Below are 13780 nucleotides of genomic sequence, written 5' to 3'. Positions count from 1 at the left end.
CTGAATGAAATAACGACAGGGAATATTATTATGCAACGCTGCAACGGATTTTTGATTTCTGGCATCGCCCTTACGGCAGGAGCACCTCTGTGTATTAGCTGGTTTGGGCTTGTTGGTTTCTATTTTGGCGCATTGTCACTGGTAGCGGCGGCAGTCATTTCATGGATAGTTTATTTCTATATGATCTACTTATTGCTTACCCGCCCTCACAACCAACGCTTTGTAGAAAGATTTATATTGATTGTCGGTATTTGCTTTTTTCCGTGGAGCATTGTGCTGATATGGACATTCTTTGCCAGTTCAGCCAGAGCGCATAATCAACACACAACTCAGACTAAAAACTCAACGAATGACGGTTAATCTCGTCTACGCAACCGTTTTCCTTGCTCTTTTTCCGTGCTATTCTCTGTGCCCTCTAAAGCCGAGAGTTGTGCACCACAGGAGTTTTTAGACGCATGTCTTCCCGCAATAATCCGGCGCGTGTCGCCATCGTGATGGGGTCCAAAAGCGACTGGGCTACCATGCAGTTCGCCGCCGAAATCTTCGAAATACTGAATGTCCCGCACCACGTTGAAGTGGTTTCCGCTCATCGCACCCCCGATAAACTGTTCAACTTCGCCGAAAGCGCCGAAGAGAACGGTTATCAGGTGATTATTGCGGGCGCAGGCGGCGCGGCGCATCTGCCGGGCATGATTGCCGCCAAAACGCTGGTGCCAGTGCTGGGCGTACCAGTACAGAGCGCCGCACTGAGCGGTGTTGATAGTCTTTACTCCATTGTGCAAATGCCACGCGGTATTCCGGTAGGTACGCTGGCGATTGGCAAAGCCGGTGCGGCAAACGCGGCGTTACTGGCAGCACAAATTCTCGCAACTCACGACAAAGAATTGCACCAGCGTCTGAACGACTGGCGCAAAGCCCAGACCGACGAAGTGCTGGAAAACCCGGACCCGCGGGGTGCGGTATGAAACAGGTTTGCGTCCTCGGTAACGGGCAGTTAGGCCGTATGTTACACCAGGCGGGCGAGCCGTTAGGGATTGCTGTCTGGCCTGTCGGGCTGGACGCTGAGCCTGCGGCGGTGCCCTTTCAACAAAGCGTGATTACCGCTGAGATCGAACGCTGGCCGGAAACCGCATTAACCCGCGAGCTGGCGCGCCATCCGGCTTTTGTGAACCGCGATGTGTTCCCGATTATTGCCGACCGTCTGACCCAAAAGCAGCTTTTTGACAAGCTCCGTCTGCCGACCGCGCCGTGGCAGTTACTGGTCGATCGCAACGAATGGTCTGCGGTATTCGAAAAACTTGGTGAACTGGCAATTGTTAAGCGTCGCACTGGCGGCTATGACGGTCGCGGTCAATGGCGTTTACGCACCGATGAAACTGCACAGTTACCGGCTGAATGCTACGGCGAATGTATTGTCGAGCAGGGTATTAACTTCTCCGGCGAGGTATCACTGGTTGGCGCACGCGGCTTTGACGGCAGCACCGTGTTTTATCCGCTAACACACAACCTGCATCAGGACGGCATTCTGCGTACCAGTGTCGCGTTTCCGCAGGCCAATGCCCGGCAGCAAGCTCAGGCAGAAGAGATGCTATCGGCGATTATGCAGGAGTTGGACTACGTGGGCGTGATGGCGATGGAGTGTTTTGTCACCCCTCAAGGTCTGCTGATCAATGAACTGGCCCCACGCGTACATAACAGCGGTCACTGGACGCAAAACGGCGCCAGCATCAGCCAATTTGAGCTGCATCTGCGGGCGATTACCAATTTGCCGTTACCGCAACCAGTGGTTAATAGCCCATCGGTGATGATTAACCTGATTGGCAGCGATGTGAATTATGACTGGCTGAAACTACCACTGGTGCATCTGCACTGGTACAACAAAGAAGTGCGTCCGGGTCGTAAAGTGGGTCACCTGAATTTAACCGACGGTGACACATCACGTTTGACTGCAACGCTGGAAGCATTAATCCCTCTACTAACGCCGGAATATGCCAGCGGCGTAATCTGGGCACAAAATAAGCTCAATTAAACCATAAATGCCGGGGAATCAATCTTACCCTTCCCCGGCGCCTCGCTGTGCGCGTAAAATCCCGCCCATTGCTGTTTAGTTAGATTCAGGATTTAACATGAACGATGGAACGGACTATCGCGCGATACTCATCGCCGATACACCTATTATCGATGTCCGCGCGCCCGTTGAATTTGAACAAGGTGCGATGCCCGCTGCTATCAACTTGCCGTTAATGAATAACGATGAACGCGCCGCCGTTGGCACCTGCTATAAACAGCAAGGGTCAGACGCGGCGCTGGCGTTGGGGCATAAACTGGTGGCGGGTGAAATTCGCCAGCAGCGCATGGACGCCTGGCGAGCAGCTTGTCTGCAACATCCGCAAGGTATTCTCTGCTGCGCCCGTGGCGGTCAGCGTTCACATATTGTGCAACGTTGGTTGCATGATGCCGGGATTGACTATCCGCTGGTCAACGGCGGTTATAAAGCACTGCGCCAGGCCGCGATTCAGGCGACTATCGAACTGTCACAAAAACCCATTGTGCTGATTGGCGGCTGTACCGGCAGTGGTAAAACACGGTTAGTACAACAACAACCCAACGGCGTTGATCTGGAAGGGCTGGCACATCATCGCGGTTCTGCTTTTGGCCGCACGCTACAACCGCAACTTAGCCAGGCGAGTTTTGAAAACCTGCTGGCTGCTGAAATGCTAAAAACCGACGCCCGTCAGGATTTGCGCCTGTGGGTGCTGGAAGATGAAAGCCGGATGATCGGTTCGAATCACCTGCCGGAATGTCTGCGCGAGCGAATGACTCAGGCGACGATTGCGGTGGTAGAAGATCCGTTTGAGATCCGTCTTGAACGCCTGAACGAAGAGTATTTCCTGCGTATGCATCATGATTTTACCCACGCGTACGGCGACGAACAGGGCTGGCAAGAGTATTGCGAATACCTGCACCATGGGCTTTCGGCGATTAAGCGTCGGCTTGGGCTACAGCGCTATAACGAACTGGCCGCACGACTGGATACGGCGCTGGCAACGCAACTCGTAACCGGCAGCACCGACGGTCATCTGGCCTGGCTGGTGCCACTGCTTGAAGAGTATTACGACCCGATGTATCGCTATCAGCTTGAGAAAAAAGCTGAAAAAATCGTTTTTCGCGGTGAGTGGGCGGAAGTGATGGAGTGGGTTAAAGCGCAGTAATGGGGGAGATTCTGTGCGCGTTGTTCATGCCGGATGCGGCGTGAACGCCTTATCCGCCCTACGGTTGAGCGCTGGTTTCCTGGCATGATAAGACGCACCTGCGTCGCATCAGGCATCTGCGCACAACTGCCGGATGCGGCGTGTACGCCTTATCCGGCCTACAAAATCTCGAAAACTCAATATATTGCACGATCTTTGTAGGCCTGATAAGCGTAGCGCATCAGGCAATCTGACGCCTGTCATCACCCCGCAAACTGCCTGAACAGCGCCTTCCCCTTAACCAGTCGTGCGCCCAGCCAGCCTCCGCACAAGGAAAGAAGCAGCGCACCGCTGCACGGCAGCACAATCCACAATCGCCAGTCTGGCTCCCACGGGAAATCAAACACTTTCGCCTGCAATACCGCCAGCGCCGTTTCCGCGCCAATTGCGGCCACCAGACCAGAAACAAACCCAAGCATGGCAAACTCACACCACAATGTCGTGCGCAGCAGTTTTTTGCCCGCGCCGAGAGTGCGCCACACCACCAGCTCCTGGTGGCGCTGACGCATTCCCACCTGCACCTGTGCCAGCAACAACAACATACCGCAGGCCGTCACCAGCACCACCATCACTTCCAGCGCCCGACTTACCTGCTCCAGCACCTGACCAACCTGTTTTAAGATCGCGCCAATGTCTAACAGACTAATGGTCGGGAACTGGCGGTTAAGTTGCGTCAACATGCCGTTGTCGTTCTCCCAGTGGAAACTGGTAAGCCAGCTTTGCGGCTGCCCATCGAGCGCCCCTTCTGGGAAAATAAAATAGAAATTAGGCCGCAAACTTTCCCAGTCTACTTTGCGCAGGCTGGTCACCCTGGCACGAAACTCCTGGGTATCGCCCATAAAAGTCACGGTATCGCCGAGGGCAACGTTTAAGCGTTTCGCCAGCCCCTCTTCCATCGATACTTCATCCGCTTTTGGCGGCCAGTTACCAGCGACGATCGGGTTATGATCGGGCCGCGTATTTTGCCAGGTGAGGTTGAGTTCGCGGTTGAGCGCCTCATCCTCATTGCCTTCAGTCGGCTTGCCGTTAATCGCCGTCAGACGTGCCCGCACCACCGGATAAAATGTCTCGGGGGCGACCTGGTGCTCACCCAGGAACGTTTTTAGCGGTGTGACCTGTTCCGTAGCGATGTTGATTAAAAAGTAGTTCGGGCTTTCTGGCGGCAGTTGTTGTTGCCAGCGGTCAAGCAGATCGCCACGCAACACCAACAGCAGTGCCAGCAGCATAAAGGAGAGCGAAAAGGCTGAAAGCTGGCTTAACGTCGCCCACGGCTGGCGCAACAGGCGACTGACCGCCAGGCGCAGAGGTAGCGATTTAAGCGTCATGCTGCGCAATACATTCAGCAGCATCCAGCCCAGCACGCCGCACAGCAAAGCCAGCACCACCGCACCCGCCAGCACCGCCCACAGCAGCATACTGCCGCCCATCAGTCCGGCGAGCAGCAGCACAACCACCACACTGACAATCGGCAGATAAAACTTCAGCGGCCAGACGTTGGCTACCACATCGTTACGTAATACGCGTAAAGGCTGCGTTGCCAGCAACAGGCGGTACGGTCGAAGTCCCACCAGCAGCGAGATAACCGTCATGGTGCCGAGCGCCCATAACCACGGCCAGAGGCTGGCAGGCGGTAGTGCCGCAGGCAGAACGGGCTTGAGCAGCACCATCAACACGTTTTCGAACAACAGGCCTATCGCCCCGCCAGTAACGGCTGAAAGCACCAACACCATCAACCACTGACCGACAATCAACTTACGCAGTTGCGCTCGCCCTGCCCCCAGCGTTTTGAGGATCGCCACCAGGTCGTAACGGCTTCGACAGTAATGATTCATTGCCACTGCCACCGCCGCCACAGCCAGCAGTAAGGTTAGCAGTGCCGAAAGCAGCAGGAATTGTTGCGAGCGTTCCATCGATCGCCCCAGCGCGCCGTCATCTTGTTCCAGACCATACCAGCGTTGTTCTGCCGTGAGTTGCGGTAGCAACCATCGTTCATAACCATCAAGCTGGTTTGCCGTACCGCCGAATTTATAGCGCCAGGTGACCCGACTTCCCGGCTGCACGGCTCCGGTTTTGTCGACATCTGCCAGATTCATCATCAGGCGAGGGGCTATCTGGAAGGGGTTAAAACCCGAGTCCGGCTCCTGAATCACTTCTCCGGCAATCCGTAGCGTGACATCGCCCACGTCGATGGTGTCGCCGATTTTCAGGTTAAGCAATGCCATCAGTCGTGGCGCCAGCAGAACGCTTCCCGCCTGTGGTTTCAGGCCTGAGGGATTGGTTTGCAGATCGCCATACATCGGGTAGATATCATCCACCGCCTTGACGCTCGCCAGTTGCGGCGTGTCGCCCGCAAAAGTCATAGTGGCAAAAGTCAGCTGTTTGCCGACTTTCAGGCCGCGCTTTTGCGCTTCCTCCAGCCACGCTTGCGGTACTTCACGTGAACTGCGCAACGCCCTATCGCCCGCCATAAACTCACGGCTTTGCTGGCTTAAACCTTTCTCCATGCGATCGCTGATATTGCCCAGCGCCAGCACGCAGGCCACCGCCAGGCTTAGCGCCAGCCAGACAATTAATAGTGACGGAGAGCGCCATTCACGCCAGAACCAACGTGCAATCATGCTTCCTCCTGCAACTGCCCGTTCACCAACCGTAAGCAGCGGTCGCAGCGCGCCGCCAGTTGCAGGTCATGGGTCACCATAATCAACGTGGTGCCATGCTCACGGTTGAGGGAAAAAAGCAGATCGGCAATTTTATCGCCCGTCTGGCGGTCAAGGTTGCCGGTGGGTTCGTCGGCAAACAGCACATCAGGTCGACCATTAAAGGCTCGCGCCAGCGCCACCCGTTGCTGTTCGCCGCCAGAAAGCTGTGCCGGAAGATGATCAAGACGTTTACCCAGCCCTAACTGTTCGAGCAACGCTTTCGCCCCGTTACGGCTTTCCAGGCTACTCTCACCGCGCAGCAGCGCCGGAAGCTCGACGTTTTCCAGCGCGTTAAGGGTAGGAATTAACATAAATGACTGAAAAACAAAGCCTACGTGCTTCGCACGTAACGTTGCCCGCGCTTCTTCGTCCATATTATGTAGCGGTTGTCCCACCAGACTCACTTCGCCACTGCTGCCGTCATCCAGCCCGGCGAGGATCGCCAGCAAGGTTGACTTACCCGATCCCGACTCGCCCACCAGTGCGATGGTCTCGCCACGTTTGACAACCAGCTCAACTCCGGTGAGGATGGAGAGTTCATGCTCCCCCTGACCGACGGACTTCTTAAGATGATGAACTTCAACAATGTTTTCCGCTGGCATTTGCCCTTCCTGTTTCTGGTCCTGTTAACCTTCCGCGCCGCCGCAGCGGACACGTTGTTGATTCTGGGTGATAGCCTGAGCGCCGGGTATCGAATGTCAGCCAGCGCGGCCTGGCCTGCCTTATTGAATGATAAGTGGCAGAGTAAAACGTCGGTCGTTAATGCCAGCATCAGCGGCGACACCTCACAACAAGGGCTGGCGCGCCTTCCGGCTTTGCTGAAACAGCATCAACCACGCTGGGTGCTGGTAGAACTGGGCGGCAATGACGGTTTGCGAGGCTTTCAGCCGCAGCAAACAGAGCAGACGCTGCGCCAGATTTTGCAGGATGTCAAAGCCGCCAACGCAGAACCATTGTTAATGCAAATACGTCTGCCGGCAAACTATGGTCGCCGTTATAATGAAGCCTTTAGTGCTATTTATCCAAAGCTCGCCAAAGAGTTCGACATTCCGCTACTGCCCTTTTTTATGGAAGAGGTCTACCTCAAACCACAATGGATGCAGGATGACGGTATTCATCCCAACCGCGACGCCCAGCCGTTTATTGCCGACTGGATGGCGAAACAGTTGCAGCCTTTAGTAAATCATGACTCATAAAGCAACGGAGATCCTGACAGGTAAAGTTATGCAAAAATCGGTCTTAATTACCGGATGTTCCAGTGGAATTGGTCTGGAAAGCGCGCTCGAATTAAAACGCCAGGGTTTTCATGTGCTGGCAGGTTGTCGGAAAGCGGATGATGTTGCGCGCATGAACAGCATGGGATTCACCGGTGTGTTGATCGATCTGGATTCACCAGAAAGCGTTGATCGCGCAGCCGACGAAGTGATCGCCCTGACCGATAATTGTCTGTATGGGATCTTTAACAATGCCGGATTCGGCGTGTATGGTCCCCTTTCCACCATCAGCCGCGCGCAGATGGAACAGCAGTTTTCCGCCAACTTTTTTGGCGCACACCAGCTCACCATGCGCCTGTTACCCACTATGTTGCCGCACGGTGAAGGGCGTATTGTGATGACCTCATCGGTGATGGGATTAATCTCCACGCCGGGTCGCGGTGCTTATGCAGCCAGTAAATATGCGCTGGAGGCGTGGTCAGACGCACTGCGCATGGAACTGCGCCACAGCGGAATTAAAGTCAGCCTGATTGAGCCCGGTCCCATTCGTACTCGCTTCACCGACAACGTCAACCAGACGCAAAGTGATAAACCAGTCGAAAATCCCGGCATCGCCGCCCGCTTTACGCTGGGGCCAGAAGCAGTGGTCGATAAAGTGCGCCATGCTTTTATTAGCGAGAGGCCGAGGATGCGCTATCCGGTGACGCTGGTGACCTGGGCGGTAATGGTGCTTAAGCGCCTGCTGCCGGGGCGCGTGATGGACAAAATATTGCAGGGGTGAGTTGAAGCGCGCGCTTAAGCCCCCATGTCAAAGAAAATATCGACAACAGAGAGCGACTCCATGTCCGTAGAAAATATTGTCAACATTAACGAATCTAACCTGCAACAGGTTCTTGAACAGTCGATGACCACGCCAGTGCTGTTCTATTTTTGGTCTGAACGTAGCCAGCACTGTTTGCAATTAACGCCAATTCTGGAAAGCCTCGCGGCGCAGTACAACGGGCAATTTATTCTGGCAAAGCTGGACTGCGACGCGGAGCAGATGATTGCCGCCCAGTTTGGTTTGCGTGCGATTCCGACCGTGTATCTGTTCCAGAACGGGCAACCGGTAGACGGTTTCCAGGGGCCGCAACCGGAAGAAGCGATCCGCGCCCTGCTGGATAAAGTGCTGCCCCGCGAAGAAGAACTGAAAGCACAGCAGGCAATGCAACTGATGCAGGAAGAAAACTACACCGACGCCCTGCCGCTGCTGAAAGAAGCCTGGCAGTTGTCAAATCAGAGCGGGGAGATCGGCCTGCTGCTGGCAGAAACACTGATTGCCCTGAACCGTTCTGAAGATGCAGAAGCCGTGCTGAAAACCATTCCGTTACAGGATCAGGACACCCGCTATCAGGGACTGGTGGCGCAAATCGAACTGCTAAAGCAAGCGGCAGATACGCCGGAAATTCAACAGCTGCAACAGCAGGTAGCGGAGAATCCAGAAGATGCCGCACTGGCGACGCAACTGGCGCTGCAACTGCATCAGGTTGGGCGCAATGAAGAGGCGCTGGAGTTGCTGTTTGGGCATCTGCGTAAAGATTTAACTGCCGCAGACGGTCAGACACGTAAAACCTTCCAGGAGATCCTCGCTGCGCTGGGGACCGGTGATGCGCTGGCGTCGAAGTATCGCCGCCAGCTGTATGCGTTGTTGTACTGATTTTCCGTTGAGATGCGATGCTGTGTAGGTTTGTAGACATGATAAGACGCGCCAGCGTCGCATCAGGCATCTGCACATAACCGCCGGATGCGGCGTCAACGCCTTATCCGGCCTACCGTTCAGGCACAGGTTTGTAGGCATGATAAGACGCGCCAGCGTCGCATCAGGCATCGCATTATTTATTCTTCAATTGCGTCACCACCAACTGGTGGCGCGAGTTATAAAACTTACGATAGGTTAAATAGCAGGCAATAATGGTCGACAGGCTGGCGGTGGAGAGCAGCATAAAGGTCACCATAATCTGATATTTAATCGCCTTTACCGGATCAATCCCGGCAAATATCAGCCCCGACATCATTCCCGGCAAACTCACCAAACCAACAGTCTTTGCTGAATCGACAGTCGGAATTAATGCCGCACGGATACTGTCACGAATCAATATTGCAGACGCCTGTTTCGGCGTCGCGCCCAGGCTCAATTTTTCCTGAATCTGTTGTTGCTCGCTGATAAAGCGCTGACCGAGATTGTTATAACACAGCCCGACCGCCACCATCGCGTTACCGGCTATCATCCCGGCGATTGGGATCACCTGCATCGGAATAAACTCAATCGACCCCGAGAGAATCAGCACCGCCAGGGTAATTCCCGCCCCTACCGTAATGGCAATAAACGATGAGATAAAAGCTTTAGCAATATATTTACTGCGTTTTTGCGCATTCCATGCCGCATTAAAGCAGATAAATAACACCATCAATAATGTCAGACTGGCATCATCAACACTGAATATATATTTCAGTACATAGCCAACAATAATCAGTTGAATAATTGCCCGCCCGACGCTCCAGAAAATATCTTTCTCCAGCGCCAGTTTTTCTTTATGGCTAATTAAAATCGCCACCACCACCAGCATTAATGCCAGTGCCAATGATTCATTAGTAATATTATGCGAGTTCATAGCGTGCTTCCTGCATTTCTCCGGCATGCGGTTGCAGCGTAATCACCTTATCCGCATGATTAATTTCGTCTTTATCGTGAGTCACCCACAATACGGCGATATTTTTCTCACGAACATAGTGATGAATCATCTCATTCACATTGCGTTTGTTGTTTTCATCCAGCGCACTGGTAATTTCATCCAGCAATAATACCTTTGGCAGAAACTGGAGGTTACGAATCAACGAGATACGCTGTTTTTCACCACCAGAAAGTTCAGCGATATTTTTCTGTAAAATCGTATCCGGCAGCGCAAAGCGTTCGAGAAAATCGAGAAAAATAGCCGGGTCAGGCTGTTGATTACGGATCTGCCAGGGAAAGATCAGGTTATCGTATACCGTGTCGCCAAACAGCGCAGGGGTCTGTGCACAATAAGAAACGTGCTGGCGGTACACTTCTGGCTTCAGGGTCGTGATATCTTCCCCTTCGAACAAAATCGTTCCCTCGCCGGGACTGATTAATGACGCGACAATTTTCAGCAACGTACTTTTTCCACATCCCGAAGGGCCGGTAATTAACTTAAATTCACCAGCACGCAATAAAAAACTGATGTTGTTGAGAATTTTCGTATCACCGGCCAGATATCCTACGTTTTGTAGCTGAAGCAAAGGAGTATTTTCCTGCATCGCTCATCCCTTTTTCTCATTTTTAATAGAAACAGTTTATCCTCCGCAGGAATAAGGGGGAACTCTCTTTCAGTAATCGGGTATAATTTGTTTAATCAAGCAGCAATTTTGCTCATTATGGACGGTACAACAGGAGGTTTTTCCGATGCTTATCTTTATCCCGATTCTTATTTTTGTCGCGCTGGTGATTGTCGGCGCAGGCGTCAAAATCGTGCCGCAGGGCTATCAGTGGACGGTAGAACGTTTTGGCCGCTATACCAAAACATTACAGCCGGGGCTGAGTCTGGTGGTGCCGTTTATGGATCGCATTGGCCGCAAGATCAATATGATGGAGCAAGTGCTCGACATTCCATCCCAGGAAGTCATCTCGAAAGATAACGCCAACGTCACTATCGACGCGGTCTGTTTTATTCAGGTGATTGATGCTCCGCGCGCCGCTTATGAGGTCAGTAATCTGGAACTGGCAATCATCAACCTGACCATGACCAACATCCGTACCGTTCTGGGTTCGATGGAGCTGGACGAAATGCTCTCCCAGCGCGACAGCATTAACTCGCGTCTGCTGCATATTGTTGATGAAGCCACTAACCCGTGGGGGATAAAAGTCACCCGTATCGAAATCCGTGATGTACGCCCGCCCGCAGAGCTCATCTCTTCAATGAACGCGCAGATGAAAGCGGAACGTACCAAGCGAGCTTACATCCTTGAAGCAGAAGGGATTCGTCAGGCGGAAATCCTCAAAGCGGAAGGTGAAAAACAGTCACAGATCCTGAAAGCGGAAGGTGAACGACAGTCGGCATTTTTACAGGCTGAAGCGCGTGAACGTTCCGCCGAAGCAGAAGCCCGCGCCACCAAAATGGTATCGGAAGCCATCGCCTCTGGTGATATTCAGGCGGTGAACTACTTTGTGGCGCAGAAATATACCGAAGCGTTGCAGCAGATCGGTTCCTCCAGCAACAGCAAAGTGGTGATGATGCCATTAGAGGCCAGCAGCCTGATGGGGTCGATTGCCGGGATTGCCGAACTGGTGAAAGACAGCGCCAATAAACGGACTAAACCATGATTGAGTTAATGGTCGTTCATCCGCATATTTTCTGGCTTAGTCTCGGCGGTTTGCTGCTGGCTGCCGAGATGCTGGGCGGTAACGGTTATTTGTTGTGGAGCGGCGTGGCGGCGGTCATTACCGGCCTGGTAGTCTGGCTGCTACCGCTGGGTTGGGAGTGGCAAGGGGCGATGTTTGCCATTCTGACGTTGCTCGCCGCCTGGCTGTGGTGGAAATGGTTGTCGCGGCGAGTACGCGAACAAAAGCACAGCGATAGTCATTTAAACCAGCGCGGGCAACAATTGATCGGTAGACGATTTGTGCTGGAATCGCCGTTAGTCAACGGGCGCGGTCATATGCGCGTCGGCGACAGCTCATGGCCAGTCAGCGCCAGCGAGGATTTAGCCGCGGGTACGCATGTTGAGGTGATTGCGATAGAAGGGATAACGTTGATTATCCGTGCGGTCATCGCCTGATGCGTCTTATCACACCTGGAAATCTGTACCAAACCGTAGGCCGGATAAGGCGCTCGCACCGCATCCGGCATGTTGCCCTCTATTTTCGGCTAAGGAATGGCTATGTTTCCCCTCTTTCGAAAACCTGAAGTCCGTCTGTTAAAACAAACTCCTGCTGGCGTCATTTTTTCGGTGAGATCTGGAAAAGGATTTCTTCGACGGTGTGTGATCCACAAACCGCACTCTTACGGTCTTATTCATTCACTCTGCTGGCAAGATGTCCCATTGATACGTTTCTGGTCCGAGACTGGCTGCCCCACCTGCGCGGAATTTGTCTACAGCGGTTTTGCGGATGATGAACAGGGTGCCGCACAGTTTTTATCTGCCCTCGAAAACTGGAATCGCCCGTGGTCTGGCATGGCGGACGCTTTTGCCGCGCTGACGCCGCTGTTCTCATGCCTGGCTGATGGCTATTATCTGCTGGAGGATCGTGAGCTTTACCCGACGGATGGCAATGGGCATTTCTTTTGGGCGGCAACGGACCATAGTTCCAGTAACCCGGCAACCGTTGCCGTCTGGGCTCCTGAATATGGCTATTTCAGTGATACTGCTCCCTGTTTTCTTCTTCCCGGTCAGCCGCCATCACATTTTAATCCAGAGCGGGCGACGTTTTATCGCGATAAACCTGATGCCCGCGCTCTGGCCTGGTATCTTACTGATTCCTATCTCTGCGTTCTGCTCGACGGGCACCATAAAGCCACTGCCGCCGCGCTGGAAGGGCGTCCACTGAAAACACTGGTTATCAGCACTGCGACCCGTTTTAATGAGGAGCAGCAAACACTGGTATTTCCGGGCGGGGAATGTCTGCATAAAACAGAGCTGCTGTGCCACGTTCCCAAACTCACTGAGTGGAAAACATTACCGCCCGGCTCATGGGAGAGTTTCGGCCCTGATAAGCACATCCACACATACCAAAACTGGCCCGAAGAACTGGAGCAAAGTGTCAGCCGTTACCCTTCACTGGATCAAGCCAGGCGAATTGTTGAAGCCGGAAATTTGAGCAAAGCAAACATAACGCGAATGATCAACGAAGGATTGGCAAGCGACGAGTTACCTGAAGTCATTTTACAGGCGCTTTTTTATCAGGATTACAATTTGTTTATTAATTTTGCCCGTTTTATTACGCATGAGTCAGCGTATGCCCGACATCGCGCCCTCGCCTTCCGGTTGATGGCGCAACACCGAACGCCGCAAGCCGATGCCTTTTTTCTCGATTTCGCCATCAACGATGACGGCGAACGCCCGGAACTGACGAAAATAATGGACGACTATTTCCGTAAGCCTTAATCACCCCGCCTTATGATGACAACAGCCGGAGAGATTTTCGATAATCGGGCAGGCGGCGCTGTCATCGCCGGGGCAGGCATTCGCCAGCGTCAGAAGCTTATTGCGCATAGATTGCAGTTCTTCGATATGTCGCTCGATCTCCGCCACTTTTTCCAGCGTACGCCGTTTCACGTCAGCACTATGGCGCTGCGGGTCGTTAAACAGATTAACCAGTTCACCGCTCTCTTCCAGGTTAAACCCCACCTGCCGCGCCTGGCGCAGTAAAGTCAGTTCGTTGAGGTGCTGCTGCGTGTAAGTGCGATAACCGTTTTCACCACGCAGCGGCGGTGTGACCAGCCCTTTCTCTTCATAGAAACGAATCGCTTTAGCAGTCAGTCCCGTTTTTTTCGCCACATCGCTAATGTTCATCGTTCGCGCAACGCCTCCTGTAATTTGTTGGGCGATCTAAACAGATAAT

The 13780-nt window shown here is 53.3% G+C and carries 15 protein-coding genes; 10 read left to right on the top strand and 5 right to left on the bottom strand.

The genetic code is table 11. The features are described 5' to 3' along the window. Positions 1 to 30 precede the first annotated feature (30 nt). From PS053_RS20425 to mnmH, 4 genes are all read left to right on the top strand, one after another. The gene (locus PS053_RS20425; RefSeq protein WP_001188442.1) at positions 31 to 360 is read left to right on the top strand and encodes a hypothetical protein; all 330 of its coding nucleotides are present in this window, start codon (positions 31 to 33) and stop codon (positions 358 to 360) included. A 95-nt stretch (positions 361 to 455) separates the two neighbouring features. After that, the gene (gene purE, locus PS053_RS20420) at positions 456 to 965 is read left to right on the top strand and encodes a 5-(carboxyamino)imidazole ribonucleotide mutase (protein ID WP_059225527.1); all 510 of its coding nucleotides are present in this window, start codon (positions 456 to 458) and stop codon (positions 963 to 965) included. Continuing rightward, entirely contained in the window at positions 962 to 2029 is a 1068-nt protein-coding gene (purK, locus tag PS053_RS20415) for a 5-(carboxyamino)imidazole ribonucleotide synthase (RefSeq protein ID WP_256879039.1), read from the top strand. Before purE ends, purK begins: the two co-directional genes overlap by 4 nt. A gap of 97 nt (positions 2030 to 2126) precedes the next feature. Then, on the top strand, positions 2127 to 3212 hold the full coding sequence (gene mnmH / locus PS053_RS20410) for a tRNA 2-selenouridine(34) synthase MnmH (RefSeq protein ID WP_000997738.1): 1086 nt from the start codon (positions 2127 to 2129) through the stop codon (positions 3210 to 3212). Between the two features lie 242 nt (positions 3213 to 3454). On the opposite strand, the gene ybbP is transcribed toward mnmH, so the two are convergent. Next, entirely contained in the window at positions 3455 to 5869 is a 2415-nt protein-coding gene (ybbP, locus tag PS053_RS20405; protein ID WP_256879040.1) for a putative ABC transporter permease subunit YbbP, read from the bottom strand. Continuing rightward, positions 5866 to 6552: a putative ABC transporter ATP-binding protein YbbA gene (gene ybbA / locus PS053_RS20400; protein ID WP_002430238.1), complete on the bottom strand. Its 687-nt coding sequence runs from the start codon at positions 6550 to 6552 to the stop codon at positions 5866 to 5868. Before ybbA ends, ybbP begins: the two co-directional genes overlap by 4 nt. Between ybbA and tesA the strand changes: the two genes are divergently transcribed. Genes tesA through cnoX form a run of 3 tightly spaced genes read left to right on the top strand, consistent with a single transcriptional unit; the run spans position 6523 to position 8860 of the window. Next, positions 6523 to 7146, top strand: a complete 624-nt coding sequence (tesA, locus tag PS053_RS20395; protein WP_002430239.1) for a multifunctional acyl-CoA thioesterase I/protease I/lysophospholipase L1 — start codon at positions 6523 to 6525, stop codon at positions 7144 to 7146. The two genes, ybbA and tesA, sit on opposite strands and share 30 nt — an antisense overlap. Beyond that, the gene (gene ybbO, locus PS053_RS20390; protein ID WP_256879041.1) at positions 7136 to 7945 is read left to right on the top strand and encodes an NADP(+)-dependent aldehyde reductase; all 810 of its coding nucleotides are present in this window, start codon (positions 7136 to 7138) and stop codon (positions 7943 to 7945) included. The genes tesA and ybbO overlap by 11 nt, the downstream gene beginning before the upstream one ends. A 60-nt stretch (positions 7946 to 8005) precedes the next feature. Continuing rightward, entirely contained in the window at positions 8006 to 8860 is an 855-nt protein-coding gene (gene cnoX / locus PS053_RS20385) for a chaperedoxin (protein ID WP_010678580.1), read from the top strand. 175 nt (positions 8861 to 9035) lie between these two features. Here the strand turns inward: cnoX and fetB are convergent, their stop codons facing one another. Together fetB and fetA are read right to left on the bottom strand one after the other, a co-directional pair. After that, positions 9036 to 9815 (bottom strand): iron efflux ABC transporter permease subunit FetB, encoded by a 780-nt coding sequence (fetB, locus tag PS053_RS20380; RefSeq protein WP_059258961.1) that lies wholly within the window; start codon positions 9813 to 9815, stop codon positions 9036 to 9038. Further along, entirely contained in the window at positions 9802 to 10479 is a 678-nt protein-coding gene (gene fetA / locus PS053_RS20375; protein ID WP_001157568.1) for an iron efflux ABC transporter ATP-binding subunit FetA, read from the bottom strand. The genes fetB and fetA overlap by 14 nt, the downstream gene beginning before the upstream one ends. 145 nt (positions 10480 to 10624) lie before the next feature. On the opposite strand from fetA, the gene PS053_RS20370 reads away from it, so the two are divergent. From PS053_RS20370 to PS053_RS20360, 3 genes are all read left to right on the top strand, one after another. Next, positions 10625 to 11542 (top strand): SPFH domain-containing protein, encoded by a 918-nt coding sequence (locus tag PS053_RS20370; RefSeq protein ID WP_000904496.1) that lies wholly within the window; start codon positions 10625 to 10627, stop codon positions 11540 to 11542. Further along, a complete protein-coding gene (locus PS053_RS20365; protein WP_000571577.1) occupies positions 11539 to 11997 on the top strand; it encodes an NfeD family protein in 459 nt (152 codons plus the stop codon). Before PS053_RS20370 ends, PS053_RS20365 begins: the two co-directional genes overlap by 4 nt. 102 nt (positions 11998 to 12099) lie before the next feature. Beyond that, the gene (locus PS053_RS20360) at positions 12100 to 13323 is read left to right on the top strand and encodes a hypothetical protein (protein WP_256879042.1); all 1224 of its coding nucleotides are present in this window, start codon (positions 12100 to 12102) and stop codon (positions 13321 to 13323) included. Here PS053_RS20360 and cueR read toward each other — a convergent pair whose 3' ends face one another. Further along, entirely contained in the window at positions 13324 to 13731 is a 408-nt protein-coding gene (gene cueR, locus PS053_RS20355; RefSeq protein WP_001026756.1) for a Cu(I)-responsive transcriptional regulator, read from the bottom strand. It abuts the gene before it with no gap. Positions 13732 to 13780 lie beyond the last annotated feature (49 nt).

Source organism: Escherichia albertii (assembly GCF_028622335.1).
In the GTDB taxonomy this organism is placed as follows: domain Bacteria; phylum Pseudomonadota; class Gammaproteobacteria; order Enterobacterales; family Enterobacteriaceae; genus Escherichia; species Escherichia albertii.
Note: the sequence above shows the minus strand (reverse complement) of the source record. Positions and strands in the feature narration are given on the sequence as shown.

What these genes read in the sequence shown, in the direction of transcription:
- fetB (WP_059258961.1), bottom strand. Translation starts at nt 9,815, where the DNA reads ATGAACTCGCATAATATTACTAATGAATCATTGGCACTGGCATTAATG.
- PS053_RS20425 (WP_001188442.1), top strand. Translation starts at nt 31, where the DNA reads ATGCAACGCTGCAACGGATTTTTGATTTCTGGCATCGCCCTTACGGCA.
- cnoX (WP_010678580.1), top strand. Translation starts at nt 8,006, where the DNA reads ATGTCCGTAGAAAATATTGTCAACATTAACGAATCTAACCTGCAACAG.
- ybbO (WP_256879041.1), top strand. Translation starts at nt 7,136, where the DNA reads ATGACTCATAAAGCAACGGAGATCCTGACAGGTAAAGTTATGCAAAAA.
- PS053_RS20360 (WP_256879042.1), top strand. Translation starts at nt 12,100, where the DNA reads ATGTTTCCCCTCTTTCGAAAACCTGAAGTCCGTCTGTTAAAACAAACT.
- PS053_RS20365 (WP_000571577.1), top strand. Translation starts at nt 11,539, where the DNA reads ATGATTGAGTTAATGGTCGTTCATCCGCATATTTTCTGGCTTAGTCTC.
- tesA (WP_002430239.1), top strand. Translation starts at nt 6,523, where the DNA reads ATGAACTTCAACAATGTTTTCCGCTGGCATTTGCCCTTCCTGTTTCTG.
- ybbP (WP_256879040.1), bottom strand. Translation starts at nt 5,869, where the DNA reads ATGATTGCACGTTGGTTCTGGCGTGAATGGCGCTCTCCGTCACTATTA.
- ybbA (WP_002430238.1), bottom strand. Translation starts at nt 6,552, where the DNA reads ATGCCAGCGGAAAACATTGTTGAAGTTCATCATCTTAAGAAGTCCGTC.
- cueR (WP_001026756.1), bottom strand. Translation starts at nt 13,731, where the DNA reads ATGAACATTAGCGATGTGGCGAAAAAAACGGGACTGACTGCTAAAGCG.
- fetA (WP_001157568.1), bottom strand. Translation starts at nt 10,479, where the DNA reads ATGCAGGAAAATACTCCTTTGCTTCAGCTACAAAACGTAGGATATCTG.
- mnmH (WP_000997738.1), top strand. Translation starts at nt 2,127, where the DNA reads ATGAACGATGGAACGGACTATCGCGCGATACTCATCGCCGATACACCT.
- purE (WP_059225527.1), top strand. Translation starts at nt 456, where the DNA reads ATGTCTTCCCGCAATAATCCGGCGCGTGTCGCCATCGTGATGGGGTCC.
- PS053_RS20370 (WP_000904496.1), top strand. Translation starts at nt 10,625, where the DNA reads ATGCTTATCTTTATCCCGATTCTTATTTTTGTCGCGCTGGTGATTGTC.
- purK (WP_256879039.1), top strand. Translation starts at nt 962, where the DNA reads ATGAAACAGGTTTGCGTCCTCGGTAACGGGCAGTTAGGCCGTATGTTA.